General features: G+C 73.8%; 14 protein-coding genes and 1 pseudogene. 9 read left to right on the top strand and 6 right to left on the bottom strand.

Going from position 1 to position 16,575, the window contains the following annotated elements; all coding sequences use genetic code 11:
- Window positions 1-17: 17 nt before the first annotated feature.
- Both ACIOWN_RS21660 and ACIOWN_RS21655 read right to left on the bottom strand, forming a co-directional pair.
- Entirely contained in the window at window positions 18-503 is a 486-nt protein-coding gene (locus ACIOWN_RS21660) for a hypothetical protein (protein WP_401983132.1), read from the bottom strand.
- Complete coding sequence (locus ACIOWN_RS21655; protein WP_401983131.1) at window positions 500-3,151, bottom strand: LuxR C-terminal-related transcriptional regulator; 2,652 nt, start codon at window positions 3,149-3,151, stop codon at window positions 500-502. The genes ACIOWN_RS21660 and ACIOWN_RS21655 overlap by 4 nt, the downstream gene beginning before the upstream one ends.
- 229 nt (window positions 3,152-3,380) lie before the next feature.
- On the opposite strand from ACIOWN_RS21655, the gene ACIOWN_RS21650 reads away from it, so the two are divergent.
- Together ACIOWN_RS21650 and ACIOWN_RS21645 are read left to right on the top strand one after the other, a co-directional pair.
- The gene (locus ACIOWN_RS21650) at window positions 3,381-3,740 is read left to right on the top strand and encodes a DUF779 domain-containing protein (RefSeq protein ID WP_362352796.1); all 360 of its coding nucleotides are present in this window, start codon (window positions 3,381-3,383) and stop codon (window positions 3,738-3,740) included.
- Window positions 3,741-3,898: 158 nt separating this feature from the next.
- Window positions 3,899-4,093 carry a hypothetical protein gene (locus ACIOWN_RS21645; protein ID WP_100567352.1) on the top strand — a complete coding sequence of 65 codons (195 nt, stop codon included), beginning with the start codon at window positions 3,899-3,901 and terminating at the stop codon, window positions 4,091-4,093.
- Between the two features lie 14 nt (window positions 4,094-4,107).
- Here the strand turns inward: ACIOWN_RS21645 and ACIOWN_RS21640 are convergent, their stop codons facing one another.
- From ACIOWN_RS21640 to ACIOWN_RS21625, 4 genes are all read right to left on the bottom strand, one after another.
- Window positions 4,108-5,217: an acyl-CoA dehydrogenase family protein gene (locus ACIOWN_RS21640; RefSeq protein WP_401983130.1), complete on the bottom strand. Its 1,110-nt coding sequence runs from the start codon at window positions 5,215-5,217 to the stop codon at window positions 4,108-4,110.
- Entirely contained in the window at window positions 5,214-6,395 is a 1,182-nt protein-coding gene (locus ACIOWN_RS21635) for an acyl-CoA dehydrogenase family protein (RefSeq protein WP_401983129.1), read from the bottom strand. The genes ACIOWN_RS21640 and ACIOWN_RS21635 overlap by 4 nt, the downstream gene beginning before the upstream one ends.
- A complete protein-coding gene (locus ACIOWN_RS21630) occupies window positions 6,392-7,369 on the bottom strand; it encodes an NADPH:quinone oxidoreductase family protein (RefSeq protein ID WP_401983128.1) in 978 nt (325 codons plus the stop codon). The genes ACIOWN_RS21635 and ACIOWN_RS21630 overlap by 4 nt, the downstream gene beginning before the upstream one ends.
- Window positions 7,370-7,460: 91 nt before the next feature.
- Entirely contained in the window at window positions 7,461-8,045 is a 585-nt protein-coding gene (locus ACIOWN_RS21625) for an XRE family transcriptional regulator (RefSeq protein ID WP_362352784.1), read from the bottom strand.
- Between the two features lie 90 nt (window positions 8,046-8,135).
- Between ACIOWN_RS21625 and ACIOWN_RS21620 the strand changes: the two genes are divergently transcribed.
- The 7 genes and pseudogenes from ACIOWN_RS21620 to ACIOWN_RS21590 all read left to right on the top strand — a co-directional run bounded on the left by ACIOWN_RS21620 (window position 8,136) and on the right by ACIOWN_RS21590 (window position 16,568).
- Complete coding sequence (locus ACIOWN_RS21620) at window positions 8,136-9,122, top strand: NAD(P)/FAD-dependent oxidoreductase (RefSeq protein WP_401983127.1); 987 nt, start codon at window positions 8,136-8,138, stop codon at window positions 9,120-9,122.
- Window positions 9,123-9,506: 384 nt separating this feature from the next.
- Window positions 9,507-11,045, top strand: coding sequence for an ATP-dependent DNA ligase (locus tag ACIOWN_RS21615; protein WP_362352778.1), 1,539 nt, complete (start codon window positions 9,507-9,509; stop codon window positions 11,043-11,045).
- Complete coding sequence (locus ACIOWN_RS21610; RefSeq protein WP_362352775.1) at window positions 11,042-11,527, top strand: NUDIX domain-containing protein; 486 nt, start codon at window positions 11,042-11,044, stop codon at window positions 11,525-11,527. The genes ACIOWN_RS21615 and ACIOWN_RS21610 overlap by 4 nt, the downstream gene beginning before the upstream one ends.
- Window positions 11,528-11,603: 76 nt before the next feature.
- Window positions 11,604-12,989 carry an NADP-dependent succinic semialdehyde dehydrogenase gene (locus ACIOWN_RS21605; RefSeq protein WP_362352772.1) on the top strand — a complete coding sequence of 462 codons (1,386 nt, stop codon included), beginning with the start codon at window positions 11,604-11,606 and terminating at the stop codon, window positions 12,987-12,989.
- Window positions 12,990-13,014: 25 nt separating this feature from the next.
- The gene (locus tag ACIOWN_RS21600; RefSeq protein WP_362352769.1) at window positions 13,015-13,254 is read left to right on the top strand and encodes a DUF6213 family protein; all 240 of its coding nucleotides are present in this window, start codon (window positions 13,015-13,017) and stop codon (window positions 13,252-13,254) included.
- Window positions 13,255-14,274: 1,020 nt separating this feature from the next.
- Window positions 14,275-15,342: pseudogene (locus ACIOWN_RS21595) on the top strand (type III polyketide synthase); the annotation flags it as partial.
- Entirely contained in the window at window positions 15,339-16,568 is a 1,230-nt protein-coding gene (locus ACIOWN_RS21590; RefSeq protein WP_401983126.1) for a cytochrome P450, read from the top strand. The pseudogene ACIOWN_RS21595 and the gene ACIOWN_RS21590, both read left to right, overlap by 4 nt.
- Window positions 16,569-16,575: the final 7 nt, after the last annotated feature.

Below are 16,575 nucleotides of genomic sequence, written 5' to 3'. Positions count from 1 at the left end.
GGCCGGGCGGGTGCGTGTCAGTGGGTGAGGACGGCCTTGAGCACGAGGATCAGCAACCCGATCACCAGGTTGACCGCCGCCGTCCCCGCCACCAGGCCCCAGGGGGCGCCGGCCCGGCGCGCAGCGGCCGCCGACCAGCCCACCTGGCCGGCCACGGCCACGGCGAGCGCCAGCCACAGCCCTCCCGGCAGGTCCAGGCCGAACAGCGGACTGACGGCGAGCGCGAGGGCCGGTGGCACGGCGGCCTGGACGATCGGCCACTCGTCGCGGCACACGTGCAGGACGGTGCCGCGGTCCGGGCGGCGCTCGGCCAGCCGCGCGCCGAACAGCTGGGCGTGCACGTGCCCGAGCCAGAACACCACACCGGTGAGCAGCAGCAACAGCGCCAGTCGCAGCCGCGGGAAGTACTCCGGAACGCCGGCGCCGACCACCACGGAGGCGGCGAGCATGGACCCGTACACCCCGCCGGTGTAGTCGGTGCGGGCCCGTCCCGGGTGGTTCACAGCAGGCGCAGTTCGCGGGCCCGGTGCACCGCCTCGTTGCGCCGGTTCACGCCGAGCTTGCGGTACACGCTCTTGAGGTGGGTCTTGACCGTGTTGACCGACACGAACAGGTCCGCGGCGATCTCCTCGGTCGTCATCATCCGCGCGAGCCGCTGGAGCACGTCCAGTTCACGGTCACTGAGCCGGTCGACGACCAGGGCGGGCGGGTGGCCCGGTTCCGGCTCCTTCCCGGACCGGGGGCCAGGGCGGGCGGGCAGCCGGGCAAACGCGTCCGTGTCCAGCAGGCGGCGCAGCCACGGTCCCGTCTCCAGGAAGGGGCGCCGCAGCCGTTCGTTCCGGGCGTCCAGCAGCGCGCGGGTCACGAGCCGGCGGGCGGTGGCATGATCGCCCTGCCGGCCGGTGGCCTCGGCGCGCACCAGCAGGGCCCGTACCGTGACGGCGGGGCCGGCGCGCTGCCCGGCGGGAAGCGCGTCGAGCAGGTCGAGGGCCGCGCCCGGGTCGCCCGCGGCGAGGTGGGCGCGGGCGGCCGCCACCGTGCAGGCGGCGTCCTGGCCCACGGCGTCCCGCAGCACCTTCACGGCCTGTTCGGGGCGGCCTTCGGCGAGGTGGGCGGCGGAGACGACGAGCGCCATGTGCGCCTCGGCCCAGGGTGAGGCCACGGCGGCGGGGACGGCCGACTCCGCGGTCTCCAGGGCGGCCCGGGTCTCTTTGCGGGCCAGTTGGAGCCGTGCCCGCACGATGACCAGTGCGGCGGCCGTCACGGGGTCCCAGGGCGAGAGCCGCGCGGCTGTCGCCCGGTCCAGCAGGGCCCGGGCCTCCCCCAGCTCGTCGCGGTCGAGGGCCACCGCGGCCAGGACCAGGTGGCCGAGTCCGGAACCGGTCGGCTCGGCCAGGCTGAACCGTTCCGCGTCGGCGAGCGCCGCGAGGACCCTGCGTTCCGCGCGCGTGGGCCAGCCGGTCAGACAGTCGATGAGCGCGAGCAGGCTCAGGGCGTCTTGCCGCGACAGCGCGGTGGCCCCCTCGGAGCCGGCCGCCGCGGCACGGAGCGCGGCCCCGGCGTCCTCGAAGCGTCCCGCCCACAGCCGGGCGGCGCCCAGGTGGGTCTGCAGCAGGGCGGCGAGTTCGGGGTGCTTGCGGGGGAGTTCGGCGGGGAGGTCCCGCAGCAGTTCCCCCGCCGACCGGGCGGCGTGCTCGGCCCGGTCCGGGCAACCGGTCATCCGGGCGGCGAGGGTGTCCAGGAGGGCGAGGCCGAGCCGGGCCGCCGCCCCGCCGGAGCGGGCGCGGGCCAGCTCCCGGCGGGCGCGCTCCAGGTGCGGGAGGGCGTGGCCGGGGTCGCCGTCGGACAGTTCGCGTGCCGCGCGGACGAGGTCGGCCTCGGGGCCGGTGGTCTCGGGGGGCATCCGCGAGAACAGCTCGCCCAGGTCCCCGGAGCGCAGGCCGGTGAAGAACTGCCCGATCGCGAGGTCGTCCACCAGGGTGCGGGCGGTGAACGGCCAGTCGCCGGCGGCGGCGCCGTGGGCGAGCGTCTCGGGCAGCGGCCCGGTGTGCCGCAGCCACTGGGCGGCCCTGCGGTGCAGTTCGGTCTCCAGGCTGGGGAACCGCACCCGCAGGTGCGCCGCGAGGATCTCGGCGAAGAGCGGGTGGAGGCGGTACCAGGAGTGGCCGAGGTGCTCGACGAACGCGTTCGCCCGGTGCAGCTCGGCCAGGATGGGTTCGGCGTCCCGGCGCCCGGCGAGCGCGTTGGCCAGGTCGGGGCAGAACCGGTCCAGGACGCTGACCCGCAGCAGCAGGTCCTGGGTGGGGGCCGGCTGTCTCTTGAGCACCTCGGCCAGCAGGAAGTCGGCGATCGTGCTCTGTCCGGCCTCGAACTCCTTGAGGTACGTCTCCGGGTCGCTGCTCTGCCGCGCGGCCAGGGCGCACAGCCGCAGGCCCGCCGCCCAGCCCCGGGTGCGCTGGACGAGCGCGCGGGCCGCGTCGCCGCCGAGCCGCAGTCCGTGCAGTTCCAGCAGGGTCGCCGCCTCTTCGGGGGTGAAGGCCAGTTCCGCGTCCCTGATCTCGGTCAGGGTGCCGTCCGCGCGGTAGCGGTGCAGCGGCAGTGTCGGTTCGGTGCGGGTGACGAGGACCAGGCGCATGCCCCGGCCGGCGTGGTGCAGGACGAAACCGAGCTGGTCGGCGATCTCGGGGGCGGTCACGCGGTCGTACTCGTCGAGGACGACGGTCACGGGCAGGTCGCGGCCGTTGAGCCGCGCGGCGAGCCGGGCGAGCAGGCCGTGGTCCACCGTGCCGGCCTCGGCCGGGCAGCCGACGTCGCGGATCTCGTGCGCTCCGCAGGCGCGCAGGGCCTCCAGGAGGTAGGCCCAGAAGACGCCGGGTGCCTGGTCGGCGGCGCCCGCGGTGAGCCAGGCCACCGGCCGGTCCAGGTGGGCGGCCCAGTCGGCGACCAGCAGCGTCTTGCCCGCACCCGCGCAGCCGTTGACCATCGTCAGCGGCGTGGCCGGCGCCTGGTCCAGATGCTCGACCAGGCGCCGGCGGCGCAGGAACGTGGCCGGCGGCACCGGCACGGCGAAACAGGTCCGCAGGAACGGGTCCCCCAGGGGATCCACGTCCGCGGCCGTCGGCCCGGGACTGTTGTCGCCGCGTTCGGACACCGCGCTCACCACCACCGGTCATGTCATGGGCAGCGCTTCTCCCGCTCAGGATCTCAGCGATCGCCGGTGGGCGCGCGTCGCGACCGGGCACGGCGGCACGACCGCGTACGGCGAGCCCAGGGGGGCGGGGCCGTGCAACCTTGTCGCAACCTCCTCGCTGCTTGGCTGGGTCCGGCTTCTTCTTCCGGTGCTTCTTCCCGGGCTTCCCGGGCGGCGAAGGACGGCGACGATGTACGAGGAGATCCCGCGCGTCGAGTTCACCCCCGCGGCGGCCGGTCTGGTGCGGCGGCTGAGCGAGGCGCACGGACCGCTGATGTTCCACCAGTCGGGTGGCTGCTGCGACGGAAGCGCGCCGATGTGCTATCCGGCGGGCGAGTTCCGTACCGGCGGCTCGGACGTGCTGCTCGCGGAGCTGGAGGTCGAGGGGCTGGACCTGCCGGTGCCGTTCTGGATGTCGCGCAGCCAGTTCGAGGTGTGGAGCCATACGCGGCTCATCGTGGACGTGGTACCCGGTCGGGGCAGCGGTTTCTCCCTGGAGGCACCCGAGGGAGTGCGTTTCCTCATCCGCTCCCGCGTCATCGAGGCCTGAGCCCGCGCCCGGCATCACGCTCCGGACCACCGGGGGCAATTCCGGAACGGCGGCAGAACCACACGTTCGGAGGACACGTCTACCGCCCGGACCGGCCCTCCGCTACGCCACACTTGCGGCCGAAAGCCGCGAAGTGGGCGTGGCGGAGGAGGACGACGATGGCCATTTCCATCTCTGTGGTGCTGCTGCTCCTGCTCCTTGCGGTGATCTTCGTGCGCAACTGCGCGCTGAAGTTCTCGCACGCCCTGGTCTGCGTCCTGCTCGGCTTCTTCCTGGCGGGTACGAGCATGGCGCCCACCATTCACGAGGGTCTGATGGCCACGGCGCAGATCGTCAGCAGCCTGCACCCCTGACGCCCGGCCCGACGTCAGGGCGCTTCGAGGCCGACCAGTCGGGCCAGCGCCTCGCGGTGGGCGCCCGCGGTGCCGTACGCGATCGAGTCCGCCTTGGCCCGCTTCAGGTACAGGTGGACCGGATGTTCCCAGGTCATGCCGATGCCGCCGTGCAATTGCAGCGCCTCCTCGGCGGCGTGGACGGCGACGGGCCCGGCGTAGGCCTGCGCGACGGCGACGGCCACGTCGGCGTCCTGCTCCCCGGCGAGCGCGTCGGCCGCGGACCGGGCGGCGGCGCGGAGCCCGGCCGCCTCCAGCCATAGCTGGGCGAGCCGGTGCTTGATCGCCTGGAAGCCGCCGACGGGCCGGTTGAACTGCGTGCGTTCCTTGAGGTAGCGGACGGTCTCGGTCAACGTCCAGTCCGCCAGGCCGAGTTGTTCGGAGGCGAGCAGTCCGGCGCCGGAGCGCAACGCCCGGTGCACGGCGGGCCCCGCGTCGCCCAGCCGGCGGCCCCGTACACCGTCGAGGGAGAGGGTCGACAGCGGCCGGGTCAGGTCCAGCGACACCTGCGGGGTGAGGGTGACGTCGTCCGCGTCGACGGCGTGGAGCCCGCCGTCCTGCGCGGGCACCAGCAGCACGTCGGCGACCGCCGCGTCCGCGATCCCAATCAACTTCCCGTGCAGCAGCCCGGATTCCAGGCGGACGGTCCCGAAGGCACCCCCCGGCGCGGTGTGCAGCCCGACCGCCAGGGCGCCGATCGTACGACCGGACGCCAGGCGGGACAGCAGCCCGGCGGCGGCATCCCCCGCACAGGCCAGCAGCGCCTCGGTGGCGACCACGGCACTGGTGAGGTACGGAACGGGAGCCACCGCGCGGCCCAACTCCTCCAGCACGACGGCCGCTTCGCGGTGGGTGGCGCCCTGGCCGCCGTGTTCCCCGGGCACCAGCAGACCGGCCAGGCCCATGCCGTCGGCGAGCGTCTGCCACAGCGCGAGGTCGTGCGGCGCGTCCGACTCGGCGTGCGCGATCACGTCCGCCGGGGCGCAGCGGTCGGTGAGCAGGTCCCGGACGGCGGCGCGCAGCGCCTCCTCCTCCTCGGAGTACAGCAGGTCGGGTTCGGCACTCGTCATGCTCACCGTGCTCATCGGGCGAGGTCCTTCCAGGCGACGTCCTTGTCGGTGCGCGGCTCGGCGGGCAGGCCGAGGACGCGCTCGGCGACGATGTTCAGCAGCACTTCGCTGGTCCCGCCCTCGATGCTGTTGCCCTTGGCGCGCAGGTAGCGGTAGCCGGCGTCGCGGCCGGTGAAGTCGACCAGTTCCGGGCGGCGCATGGTCCAGTCGTCGTACAACAGGCCTTCCTCGCCGCGGAGTTCGACCTCCAGGCCGCTGATCTCCTGGTTGAGCCGGGCGAAGGAGAGCTTCATGCCGGATCCTTCGGGGCCGGGCTGGCCCGCGGCGAGCTGCTGGCGCAGCCGTTCGCCGGTCAGCCGGGCGACCTCGGCGTCCACCCACAGCCTCAGCAGCCGCTGATGCAGGTCATGGGTGCGCAGTTCCGGGCGCTCGCGCCAGGTTCTGGCGACCGGGCCGATCATGCCGCCCTCACGGGGCAGCCGCATACCGCCGATGGACACGCGCTCGTTCATGAGCGTGGTCCCGGCGACCCGCCAGCCGTCACCGACCGCGCCGAGGCGGTGGGAGTCGGGGATGCGCACGCCCGTCAGGAAGACCTCGTTGAACTCGGCCTCTCCGGTGATCTGGCGCAGCGGCCGCACCTCGACGCCGGGGTCGGTCATGTCGCAGAGGAAGTAGGTGATGCCCTGGTGCTTGGGCAGGTCCGGGTCGGTGCGGGCGATGAGGATGGCCCAGCGGGCGAGGTGGGCGCTGGAGGTCCACACCTTCTGGCCGCTGACCACCCAGGTGTCGCCCTCACAGACCGCCCGGGTACCGAGGGCGGCGAGGTCGGATCCGGCGCCCGGTTCGCTGAACAGCTGGCACCAGACCTCCTCCCCGGTCCACAGCGGCCTGAGGAAGCGCCGCCTCTGCTCCTCGGTGCCGTGGCGCAGGATGGTCGGCGCGGCCATGCCGAGGCCGATGCCGATGCGGCGCGGGTCGTTGTCCGGGGCGCCCGCGGCCGCCAACTCGGCGTCCACGACGGCCTGGAGGGAGCGGTTGGCGCCGAGTCCGCCGAGGCCCGGCGGGTAGTGCACCCAGGCTAGCCCGGCGTCGAAACGCGCCTTGAGGAAGTCGAGCCTGCCGGTGGTGGCCGGTGGATGCGCGGTCAACAACTCGGCGGCGCGGCGGCGCAGTTCCTCGGCGTTCGTCATGCGGCGGCTCCGTCCTTCAGTGCGGGCAGCACGGCGACGCGGCCGGTGGTGGCTCCGTCGGCGACCCGCTGGACGGCGGCCGCGGCTCCGGCCAGCGGCACCCGCTCGCTCACCAGCGGCTTGATCGCGCCCCGGGCTGCCAGGTCGGTGAGCTGCTCGTGGCAGTGCCGGACCAGCCCGGGGTTCCTGGTGTTGTACAGGCCCCAGTGCAGGCCGACGATCGAGTAGTTCTTGACGAGCGCGTGGTTCAGCGCCGGACTGGGGACGGTCCCGCCGGCGAAGCCGACGACGAGGATCCGTCCCTCGAAGGCAACGGCCTTGGCGGACTGGGCGTAGGCCGTGCCGCCGACCGGGTCGTAGATCACGTCCGCGCCCCGGCCGCCGGTGGCCTCCTTCACGGCGGCGACGACGTCCTCGGTGTGCCGGTCGATCACCACGTCGCAGCCCAGCTCGCGGGCCACGGCGGCCTTCGCCGCGCCGCCGGCGACACCGATGACCCGGGCGCCGGCCGCCTTGCCGAGCTGCACGGCCGCGCTGCCGACGCCTCCGGCGGCGGCGTGGACGAGCAGGGTCTCGCCGGCCTCCAGGCGCGCCCGTCGGTGCAGGCCGAACCAGCCCGTCTGGTAGCCGATGTGCAGGGCGGCCGCCTCGGCGTCGTCCAGCGCGTCGGGGGCGGGCAGTACGGCGTCGGCGGCGGCGACGGCCCACTCGGCGAAACCGCCGTACGGCAGCTCCGGGTTGGCGATCACCCGGCGGCCGTCCTCCGTCTCGCCGCAGATCTCCACGCCCGGGGTGAAGGGCAGGGGCGGCCGGACCTGGTACTGGCCGCGGCACAGCAGCGCGTCCGGGAAGTTGACGTTCGCGGCACGCACCTTGAGCAGGATCCGGCCCTCGCCCGGGGTGGGCGGCCCGGTCTCCTCCAGCCGCATCACCTCGCCCGGCTCGCCGTTGTCGTGCACTCGCCATGCCTGCATGTGCCGCCTCCAGGGGACCGCGTCGTCGCGTCGTGTGACCGGGGTCGGTCGCATACTAAGCGGTCGCTTGCCCATCGGGGAACACCCGCGGTCAGCCGTCCTCGGCAGTGCGCGCCGGCCGGGCCCGTACGTGCATGCGCTCCCCCTGCGGTCCGAACAGGCTCAGGAACTCCACCGGCCCCTCCCCCGTCGACCCGAACCAGTGCGGCACGCGCGTGTCGAACTCCGCCGCCTCTCCGGCCGTGAGCACCACGTCGTGCTCGCCGAGCACCAGCCGCAGCCTGCCGGAAAGCACGTACAGCCACTCGTAGCCCTCGTGGGTGCGCGGGTCGGGTTCGAGCCTGCGCCGGGGTTCCAGCACCTTGAACGCCTGGAGGCCGCCGGGCTGCCGGGTCAGCGGCCAGTGGGTGCGGCCGCCGCGCACGATCGGCTCGGCCCGCACCCGCGGATCGCGCACCGGAGGCGCTCCGACCAGCTCGTCCAGTGGCATCCGATGGGCCTGCGCGATCGGCAGCAGCAGCTCCAAGCTGGGTTTGCGCAGGCCCGACTCCAGGCGCGAGAGGGTGCTGACGGAGATCCCGGTCGCCTCCGCGAGCGCGGCGAGAGTGACCTCCCGTTCCTTGCGCGTCCGGCGCAGCCGGGGGCCCACGTCGGCGAGAACGTCCTCGATGCTCATGCCCCGATACTCCCGCCTCGATTGCGGAACCGGCAAATGTGTTTGTCAATCCGGCAGCGCACGGACGACCTTCTCGGTGGAGGTGGTCGCATGACCGAGAACAACGAGAACGAGAAGTACGAGGTCGTCGTCGTCGGAGGCGGCGCGGCGGGGCTGTCCGCCGCACTGGTCCTCGGCCGGGCCCGGCGGCGCACGCTGGTCGTCGACGCGGGCGAGCCGCGCAACGCGCCGTCCGGGCACATGCAGGGCTTCCTGTCCCGGGACGGCATGTCCCCGGCCCGGTTCCTCGCCGCCGGCCGCGAGGAGATCGAACGGTACGGGGTCGAGCTGGTCCGGGACCGGGCGGTGGAGGCGGCCAGGGACGCGGACGGGGAGTTCGACGTGACGCTGGCCGGAGGGCGTACGGTCCACGCCCGGCAGCTGGTCGTCGCCACCGGCCTGAAGGACGAGCTCCCGGCGGTCCCTGGACTCGCCGAGCGCTTCGGCCGCGACGTGCTGCACTGCCCGTACTGCCACGGCTGGGAGGTCCGCGACCAGGCCTTCGGCGTGCTCGCCACGACACCGCTGAGCGTTCACCAGGCCCTGATGGTGACCCAGTGGTCCAAGGACGTGACGCTCTTCCTGCACCGGACCGGCGAGGACGAGCTGAACGACGACGACCTGCGCAGGCTCGCCGCGGCCGGCGTCCACGTGGTGCCCGGTGAGGTGACCGGGATCGTCGTCGAGGCGGACCGGCTGACCGGGGTCCGGCTCGCCGACGGCACGACGCACGCGCGCGAGGCGCTGTTCGTCGCGCCGCGCGCGGTGCCCCGGACGCACCTCCTCCGGCAACTGGGCGCCGAGCTGAACGAGACGCCGTTCGGCGCTTACCCGGTGATCGACGAACGGGGCCTGACGACCGTCCGCGGCCTCTGGGCCGCCGGCAACGCGAGCGGCTTCGCCGAACAGGTGATCAACGCGGCCAGCCGCGGCTACCGCGCAGGCGCGGCCATCAACGGCGAACTGCTGTTCACGGACCTGGACGCGGCGGTGGCGAAGGGAAGCGCGGCGCGGGGCAGGACGGCACTGGCGCGCTGAACGTGGGCGGCACCTGGAGGCAGGGCAGCGCCCGGCTGCGAGCCGTCCCCCGCGGGGGCGCCGTACCAGGGGCGCCGTACCAGGGGCGCCGTACCAGGGGCGCCGTACCAGGGGCGCCGTACCAGGGGCGCCGTGCCAGGGGCGCCGTGCCAGGGGCGCCGTGCCAGGGGCGCCGTGTGTGCACGGCGGCCCCCCTCCGCGGGGCGACGCCCGCGGGTGAAGCGGCGGGCGCGTACGGGCAGGGCCCCCGCCCTCCCCGTTGTCTGGACACGCCGGCGTGCGGGCCCCGCCCTCGAACCGGGCCGCGTCCACAGAGCAGGGCGGGGAGCGGGTGCGCGGCAGGGCCCGGGTGTAGGGCGGCGCCGTGCGTTGCACCATGGCTGCATGTTGCTTGCCCGGTTGGCTCAGGTGTCGCGGGAGGTGGCCGCGGCCCCGGCCCGGTCACGGAAGACGGCTCTGCTCGCGGAGTTGTTCCGGGAGGCCGGGGCCGAGGACGTGCCGGTCGTCATTCCGTATCTGGCGGGGCGGCTGCCGCAGGGGCGGCTCGGAGTGGGCTGGAAGGTGCTCGGCCGCCGGGTCGCCCCGGCCGCCGAGGCATCGCTCACCGTGCACGAGGTGGATGCCCGGCTGAGCGAACTCGGCAAGGTGTCCGGCCCCGGGTCGCAGGCCGTTCGCTCCCGGCTCGTGGGTGAGTTGATGGGCGCTGCGACCGAGGACGAGCAGCGGTTCCTGCTGGGGCTGCTCACCGGGGAGGTCCGGCAGGGCGCGCTGGACGCCATCGCCGTCGAGGCGCTGGCCGGGGCGACGGGCGCGCCCCCGGCGGACGTGCGGCGGGCGGTGATGCTGGCCGGATCGTTGCAGACGGTGGCGCAGGCCCTGCTCTCGGACGGCCCGCCGGCGCTGGAGCGCTTCCGGCTCACCGTCGGCCGCCCGGTCCTGCCGATGCTGGCGCACAGCGCCTCCTCCGTGGCCGAGGCGGTCGAGAAGCTCGGCGCGTGCGCCGTCGAGGAGAAGCTCGACGGCATCCGGGTCCAGGTCCACCGGGACGGCGACACCGTACGGGTGCACACCCGCACCCTGGACGACATCACCGACCGGCTTCCGGAACTGACGTCGCTCGCACGGGAGTTGCGCGGCGACCGATTCATCCTGGACGGCGAGGTCATCTCCTTCGGGGCGGACGGGCGGCCCCGCTCGTTCCAGGAGACCGCCGGACGCGTGGGCTCGCGCGTGGACGTGGCCACGGCCGCCGAGGCGGTCCCCGTCTCCCCCGTCTTCTTCGACGCGCTGTCCGTCGGCGACCGCGACCTGCTCGACCTGCCGCTGACCGAGCGCCACACCGAGCTGGCCCGTCTGGTGCCGGAGCCGATGCGGGTCAGGCGCACCCTGGTGTGCGGTCCGGACGACGTGGGCGAGGCCGAACGGTTCCTGGCCGAGACCCTGCGACGCGGCCATGAGGGCGTGGTCGTCAAGGCCCTCGACGCCGCCTACAGCGCGGGCCGGCGCGGCGCGTCCTGGCTCAAGGTGAAGCCCGTGCACACCCTGGACCTGGTGGTCCTGGCCGCCGAGTGGGGCCACGGCCGACGCACCGGCAAGCTGTCCAACCTGCATCTGGGCGCACGTACCGCCGCGGGCGGCTTCGCGATGCTCGGCAAGACGTTCAAGGGCATGACGGACGCGATGCTCGCCTGGCAGACCGAGCGGCTGCGCCGCCTCGCCGTGGAGGACGACGGCTGGGTGGTGACCGTACGCCCCGAACTCGTCGTCGAGATCGCCTACGACGGCCTGCAGCGCTCCACCCGCTACCCGGCGGGCGTCACCCTCCGCTTCGCCCGGGTCGTGCGCTACCGGGAGGACAAGCGGCCCGAGGACGCCGACACCGTCACGACGCTGCTGGCCGCGCACCCGGAGATCGCGCCATGAGCGCCCGGCGGGAGGCCCGGCGGGGGCGTCGCAGTGCCGGTCTGCTGCTGTTCCGGCGCTCCGGCGACGGGCTGGAGGTGCTCCTGGGACACATGGGCGGCCCCTTCTTCGCCCGTCGGGACGCGGGGGCGTGGACGGTTCCGAAGGGCGAGTACGACCCGGAGGAACCCGCCTGGGACGCGGCCCGGCGCGAGTTCCAGGAGGAGCTCGGGCTCCCGCCGCCCGACGGGGAGGCGGTGCCGCTGGGCGAGGTCCGGCAGACCAACGGCAAGACCGTCACGGCCTGGGCCGTCGAGGCCGACCTCGACCCGGCGGCGGTCGTCCCCGGCACGTTCCTCATGGAATGGCCGCCGCGGTCCGGGCGCACCCAGGAGTTCCCCGAGCTCGACCGGGTGGCGTGGCTCGGTCTGGACCGGGCCCGCGAGGTGATCGTCACGGCCCAGAGGGCGTTTCTCGACCGCCTGGCCGAGCACTCGCTCTGACGAGGGCCTCACGCGTTGCGATCGGCACCGCGGCGCGGGAAGGTCGAAGCACAGGCCGCTCCCAGGGAGGTCAGTCATGTCCATCGCCACGGTGAACCCGGCCAGCGGCGAGACGCTCAAGACGTACGAGGCGCTGGGCGAGGAGGAGATCGAGCGCCGGCTCCAGCTCGCGCAGGCCACGTTCCGTACGTACCGGACGACGGCCTTCGCCGAGCGTGCCCGGCTGATGAACGGGGCCGCCGCTCTCCTGGAAGAGGACCAGGAGGAGATCGCCCGTGTCATGACCACGGAGATGGGCAAGCCGGTCAAGCAGGCGCGCGCGGAGGCCGCGAAGTGCGCCAAGGCGATGCGCTGGTACGCCGAGCACGCCGAGGAGCTGCTCGCCGACGAGCGGCCCGCCGACGCGGACGTGAAGGACTCCGGGGCGTCCCACGCCCTGGTCCGCTACCGGCCACTCGGACCGGTGCTGGCCGTCATGCCCTGGAACTTCCCGCTGTGGCAGGTGGTCCGCTTCGCCGCGCCCGCGCTGATGGCCGGCAACGTCGGCCTGCTCAAGCACGCCTCCAACGTGCCGCAGACGGCCCTGTACCTGGAGGACCTGTTCCACCGGGCGGGCTTCCCCGAGGGCTGCTTCCAGACCCTGCTGATCGGCTCGGGAGCGGTCGACGACATCCTGCGCGACGAGCGGGTGAAGGCGGCCACCCTGACCGGCAGCGAGCCAGCCGGGCGGGCGGTGGCGTCCACCGCCGGGGAGATGATCAAGAAGACGGTGCTGGAGCTGGGAGGCAGCGACCCGTTCATCGTGATGCCGTCCGCCGACATCGACCGGGCCGCCGAGGTCGCGGTGACCGCACGCGTGCAGAACAACGGGCAGTCCTGCATCGCGGCGAAGCGGTTCATCGTGCACACGGACGTCTACGACGCCTTCGCCGAGCGTTTCGTGGCCGGCATGAGGGCGCTGCGGGTCGGCGACCCGATGCGGGAGGACACCGAGGTCGGGCCGCTGTCCAGCGAGCGGGGGCGGGCGGATCTGGAGGAGCTCGTCGACGACGCGCGGCGCGGCGGGGCCGGTGTGCTGTGCGGTGGCGAACGGCCCGACGGGCCGGGCTGGTACTACCCGCCGACCGTGCTGGCCGGCATCACCCGCGAGATGCGCATCCACCGCGAGGAGGCGTTCGGTCCGGTGGCCACGCTGTACCGGGCGACTGATCTCGACGAGGCGGTGCTGATCGCCAACGACTCGCTCTTCGGGCTGAGTTCGAACGTCTGGACCGAGGACGAGACCGAGGTGGACCGCTTCGTACGGGACCTGGAGGCGGGCGGGGTGTACGTCAACGGGATGACGGCATCGCACCCGGCGCTGCCGTTCGGCGGAGTGAAGCGGTCGGGGTACGGACGTGAGCTGTCCGGGCACGGAATCCGCGAGTTCTGCAACATCACCACCGTGTGGCACGGGGCGTGAGGCTTCCGCCGCTACGATCCCCTTTGTGAACCGCGAAGTGACTCTGCCTCTGATCGTCGACGACCGCGGTACCTTGCAGGTGGCCGCGGCCGACGTGAGCAAGCTGCTGCGCACGGTCGGCGGCCGGTGGCTGCGTCTGGTGGAGGCCGGCCAGGACGGCCTCGACGAGGACACGGTGGCCGCCCTGACCATCGAACTGGCCAAGCTGGCCGACCGCATCGACGTGGCCTGCATCGCCCACAGCAGCGGCCCCACCCCGGGCTGACCACCCGAACCGCACCGAGCCCCCGCCGTGCTCGTCGTGGCGCCGTCGAGCACGCCTCGGGTCGCCTCGCCGACCCGGCGGCGGCGAACTCACCCCGGCTGACCGGACGAGCCGGACCGACGGCCACGGCCCGGCGAACGCTTCAACGCGCATCGCCCTCCCACCCGGCCCAGCCCGCCCCGTCTCGTCCCATCCGCAACGCCCCTCGGCCGACCGGACGAACCGGACCGATCGCACGGCACCGACCCGCGCCTCGCCCACCCGACCCGGCCCGCTTCGTCTCGTCTCATCCGCGGCGCCCCTCGGCGGACCGGCCGGACCGGACCGACGGCCACGGCCCGGCGAACGCTTCGGCCCGCATCGCCCTCCCACCCGGCCCAGCCCGCCCCGTCTCGTCCCATCCGCGGCGCCCCTCGGCCGACCGCACGGACCGGACCCACGGCCACGGCCCGGCGGGCGCGTCGCTCCTCCCGCCCTGCGCCCACCCGCTCGCCTCAGCCCGCCCGGCCCGCCCGGCCCGCAGCAGCAAAGCCGCCTGCGGCTGACCGGATCGGCCTGGCGGGCCGATCCGACCGCGCGGTGCGGGGACCGGCCACCGGCGGCCCGGCGGGCCCCTCGGCGCGCCCGCCGCCGCACCCGCCCGCTCCCGCCGGCACTCCCCCCGCACGGCACGGGCGGTGGGTGCGTCTCGTACTCCTGGAGGCGGATGCCGGGGGCCGGTCGGGGCGGTGTGGGAGACGCGGGGGTGATCTTCGTGTGGTGGGGGCGGTGGCGCGGGTCGGGAGGGTCGCCGACGGAGGTGATCGCAAGGCTGTGACCAGGGGCTTCTCGGGTGCTGGAGGTCGATTCACGGCCGCCGGGGTCAAGCCGTCCGAGCCAGGCCGAGCTTGGGCGCCGTCGCCGGATTGGAGTAGCTCCGCGAGAGATCGTCGCTCCTCCGGGTGATCGTGGATGGACCACCCTTCTGGGTGCACCACCCTCTGACCGGGGGGCAACCGGCCTTCCGGAAGGCGAAAGCAGGCACGGCTCATGGCGACTTTGTGCAGACCCTCGGTGTCCGTTCCAGAGCACGTGATCACGATGGAGGAGACGCTGGAGCTCGCGCGTTCCCGCCACGCGGACCACCCGCAACTCCCGCTGGCCCTCCGGCTCATCGAGAACACCGGTGTGCAGACCCGGCACATCGTGCAGCCCATCGAGGAGACCCTCAAGCATCCCGGCTTCGAGCAGCGCAACAAGCTCTACGAGCAGGAGGCGAAGGCCCGCGTCCCCGCCGTCATCCAGCGCGCGCTCGACGACGCCGAGGTCCGTACCAAGGACATCGACGTCATCATCTACGTCTCGTGCACGGGCTTCATGATGCCCTCGCTCACCGCGTGGCTGATCAACACGATGGAGTTCGAGTCGACCACCCGTCAGATCCCCATAGCCCAGCTCGGCTGTGCGGCCGGAGGCGCGGCGATCAACCGGGCCCACGACTTCTGCACGGCCTACCCCGACACCAACGCGCTCATCGTGGCCTGCGAGTTCTGCTCGCTGTGCTACCAGCCCACCGACCTCGGCGTCGGCTCCCTGCTCTCCAACGGCCTGTTCGGCGACGGCATCGCCGCCGCCGTGGTCCGCGGCAGCGGAGGCACCGGCGTCCGGCTGGAGCGCAACGGCTCGTACCTCATCCCCAAGACGGAGGAGTGGATCGCCTACGACGTCCGGGCGACCGGCTTCCACTTCCTGCTGGACAAGCGGGTGCCCGCCACCATGGAGCCACTCGCACCGGCCCTTCAGGACCTGGCCGGAGTGCACGGCTGGGACGCGTCCGACCTGGACTTCTACGTCATCCACGCGGGCGGCCCCCGCATCCTGGACGACCTGAGCAAGTTCCTGAACGTCGAACCGCACGCGTTCCGGTTCAGCCGGGCCACGCTCACCGAGTACGGCAACATCGCCAGCGCCGTCGTCCTGGACGCGCTGCGCCGACTGTTCGAGGAAGGCGGTCCCCAGGACCGGGCGCGCGGACTGCTCGCCGGGTTCGGCCCCGGCATCACCGCCGAGATGTCGCTCGGCTGCTGGCAGACCGGGGGCGGCGCATGACGGAGGAGACACTCGTCGAGGAGGCGCGCACCGAGACGGTGCCGCCGGTCCGGCCCTGGCCGGCGCTCGACCTGCCGGGCGTGGCCTTCGACCCGGTGCTCTCCGAGCTCATGGAGCAGGGCCCGGTCACCCGCGTCGAGCTGCCCAACGGCGAGGGCTGGGCGTGGCTGGTGACCAGCATGGACGACGTGCGGACGGTCACCGACGACCCCCGGTTCAGCCGCGAGGCGGTCGTCGACCGGCAGGTCACCCGGCTGGCCCCGCACTTCGTCCCGTCGCGCGCCGCGGTCGGCTTCCTCGACCCGCCCGACCACACCCGGCTGCGCCGCGTGGTCGCCCCCGCCCTCACCGCGCACGGTGTCGAGCGGGTGCGGGACAGCGCCCGCCGGATGCTGGACGAGCTGGTCGACGACCTGCTCGCGGGCGGCCCGCCCGCCGACCTGACCGCCGGGGTGCTGAGCCCGTTCCCGATCGCCGTGATCTGCGAGCTGATGGGTGTGCCGGTCGCGGACCGGCAGGGCATGCACGCCTGGACCCGGCTGATCCTGTCCTCCTCGCACGGCGCCGCCGTCGGCGAGCAGGCCAAGGAGGAGATGGGCACGTACTTCGCCGAACTCCTCGACGCCCGCGCGGACAGCGCCGGGGAGGACATCGCCTCACTGCTCGGGACCGCCGTGGCCCGCCGTGAGATCAGTCTGAAGGAGGCCGTGGGGCTCGCGGTGCTGCTCCAGATCGGCGGCGAGGCGGTCACCGGCAACAGTGGGCAGATGTTCTACCTCCTGCTGACCCGTCCCGAGCTGGCCGACCGGCTGCGCGCGGACCGGGAGATCCGCCCTCGGGCCATCGACGAACTGCTGCGCCACATCCCGCACCGCAACGCGGTCGGGCTGTCCCGGATCGCCCTGGAGGACGTGGAGATCAAGGGGGTGCGGATCCGGGCGGGCGACGCGGTCTACGTGTCGTACCTGGCCGCCAACCGCGACCCGGACGTCTTCCCCGACCCCGGGAAGATCGACCTCACGCGCAGCCCGAACCCGCACGTGGCGTTCGGCTTCGGCCCGCACTACTGCCCGGGCGACCAACTGGCCCGGATGGAGTCGGAGTTGCTGGTCGACGCCCTGCTGGACCGGGTGCCGAACCTGCGGCTCGCGGTGCCCCCGGAGCAAGTGCCCTTCAAAAAGGGCACGTTGATCTGGGGGCCCGAGGCCCTGCCGGTGGCGTGGTGATCCGGCG

The sequence above is a fragment of the Streptomyces sp. NPDC087787 genome (genome assembly GCF_044743035.1).
Lineage (GTDB): Bacteria > Actinomycetota > Actinomycetes > Streptomycetales > Streptomycetaceae > Streptomyces.
The sequence above is the reverse complement of the archived record's forward strand: the minus strand, read 5'-3'. Positions and strand labels throughout refer to the sequence as shown.

Bases quoted from the DNA above. Each gene is read 5' to 3' on its own strand.
- ACIOWN_RS21590 (WP_401983126.1), top strand. From the start codon at position 15,339: ATGACGGAGGAGACACTCGTCGAGGAGGCGCGCACCGAGACGGTGCCG.
- ACIOWN_RS21605 (WP_362352772.1), top strand. From the start codon at position 11,604: ATGTCCATCGCCACGGTGAACCCGGCCAGCGGCGAGACGCTCAAGACG.
- ACIOWN_RS21625 (WP_362352784.1), bottom strand. From the start codon at position 8,045: ATGAGCATCGAGGACGTTCTCGCCGACGTGGGCCCCCGGCTGCGCCGG.
- ACIOWN_RS21610 (WP_362352775.1), top strand. From the start codon at position 11,042: ATGAGCGCCCGGCGGGAGGCCCGGCGGGGGCGTCGCAGTGCCGGTCTG.
- ACIOWN_RS21640 (WP_401983130.1), bottom strand. From the start codon at position 5,217: ATGAGCACGGTGAGCATGACGAGTGCCGAACCCGACCTGCTGTACTCC.
- ACIOWN_RS21645 (WP_100567352.1), top strand. From the start codon at position 3,899: ATGGCCATTTCCATCTCTGTGGTGCTGCTGCTCCTGCTCCTTGCGGTG.
- ACIOWN_RS21620 (WP_401983127.1), top strand. From the start codon at position 8,136: ATGACCGAGAACAACGAGAACGAGAAGTACGAGGTCGTCGTCGTCGGA.
- ACIOWN_RS21630 (WP_401983128.1), bottom strand. From the start codon at position 7,369: ATGCAGGCATGGCGAGTGCACGACAACGGCGAGCCGGGCGAGGTGATG.
- ACIOWN_RS21650 (WP_362352796.1), top strand. From the start codon at position 3,381: ATGTACGAGGAGATCCCGCGCGTCGAGTTCACCCCCGCGGCGGCCGGT.
- ACIOWN_RS21615 (WP_362352778.1), top strand. From the start codon at position 9,507: ATGTTGCTTGCCCGGTTGGCTCAGGTGTCGCGGGAGGTGGCCGCGGCC.
- ACIOWN_RS21635 (WP_401983129.1), bottom strand. From the start codon at position 6,395: ATGACGAACGCCGAGGAACTGCGCCGCCGCGCCGCCGAGTTGTTGACC.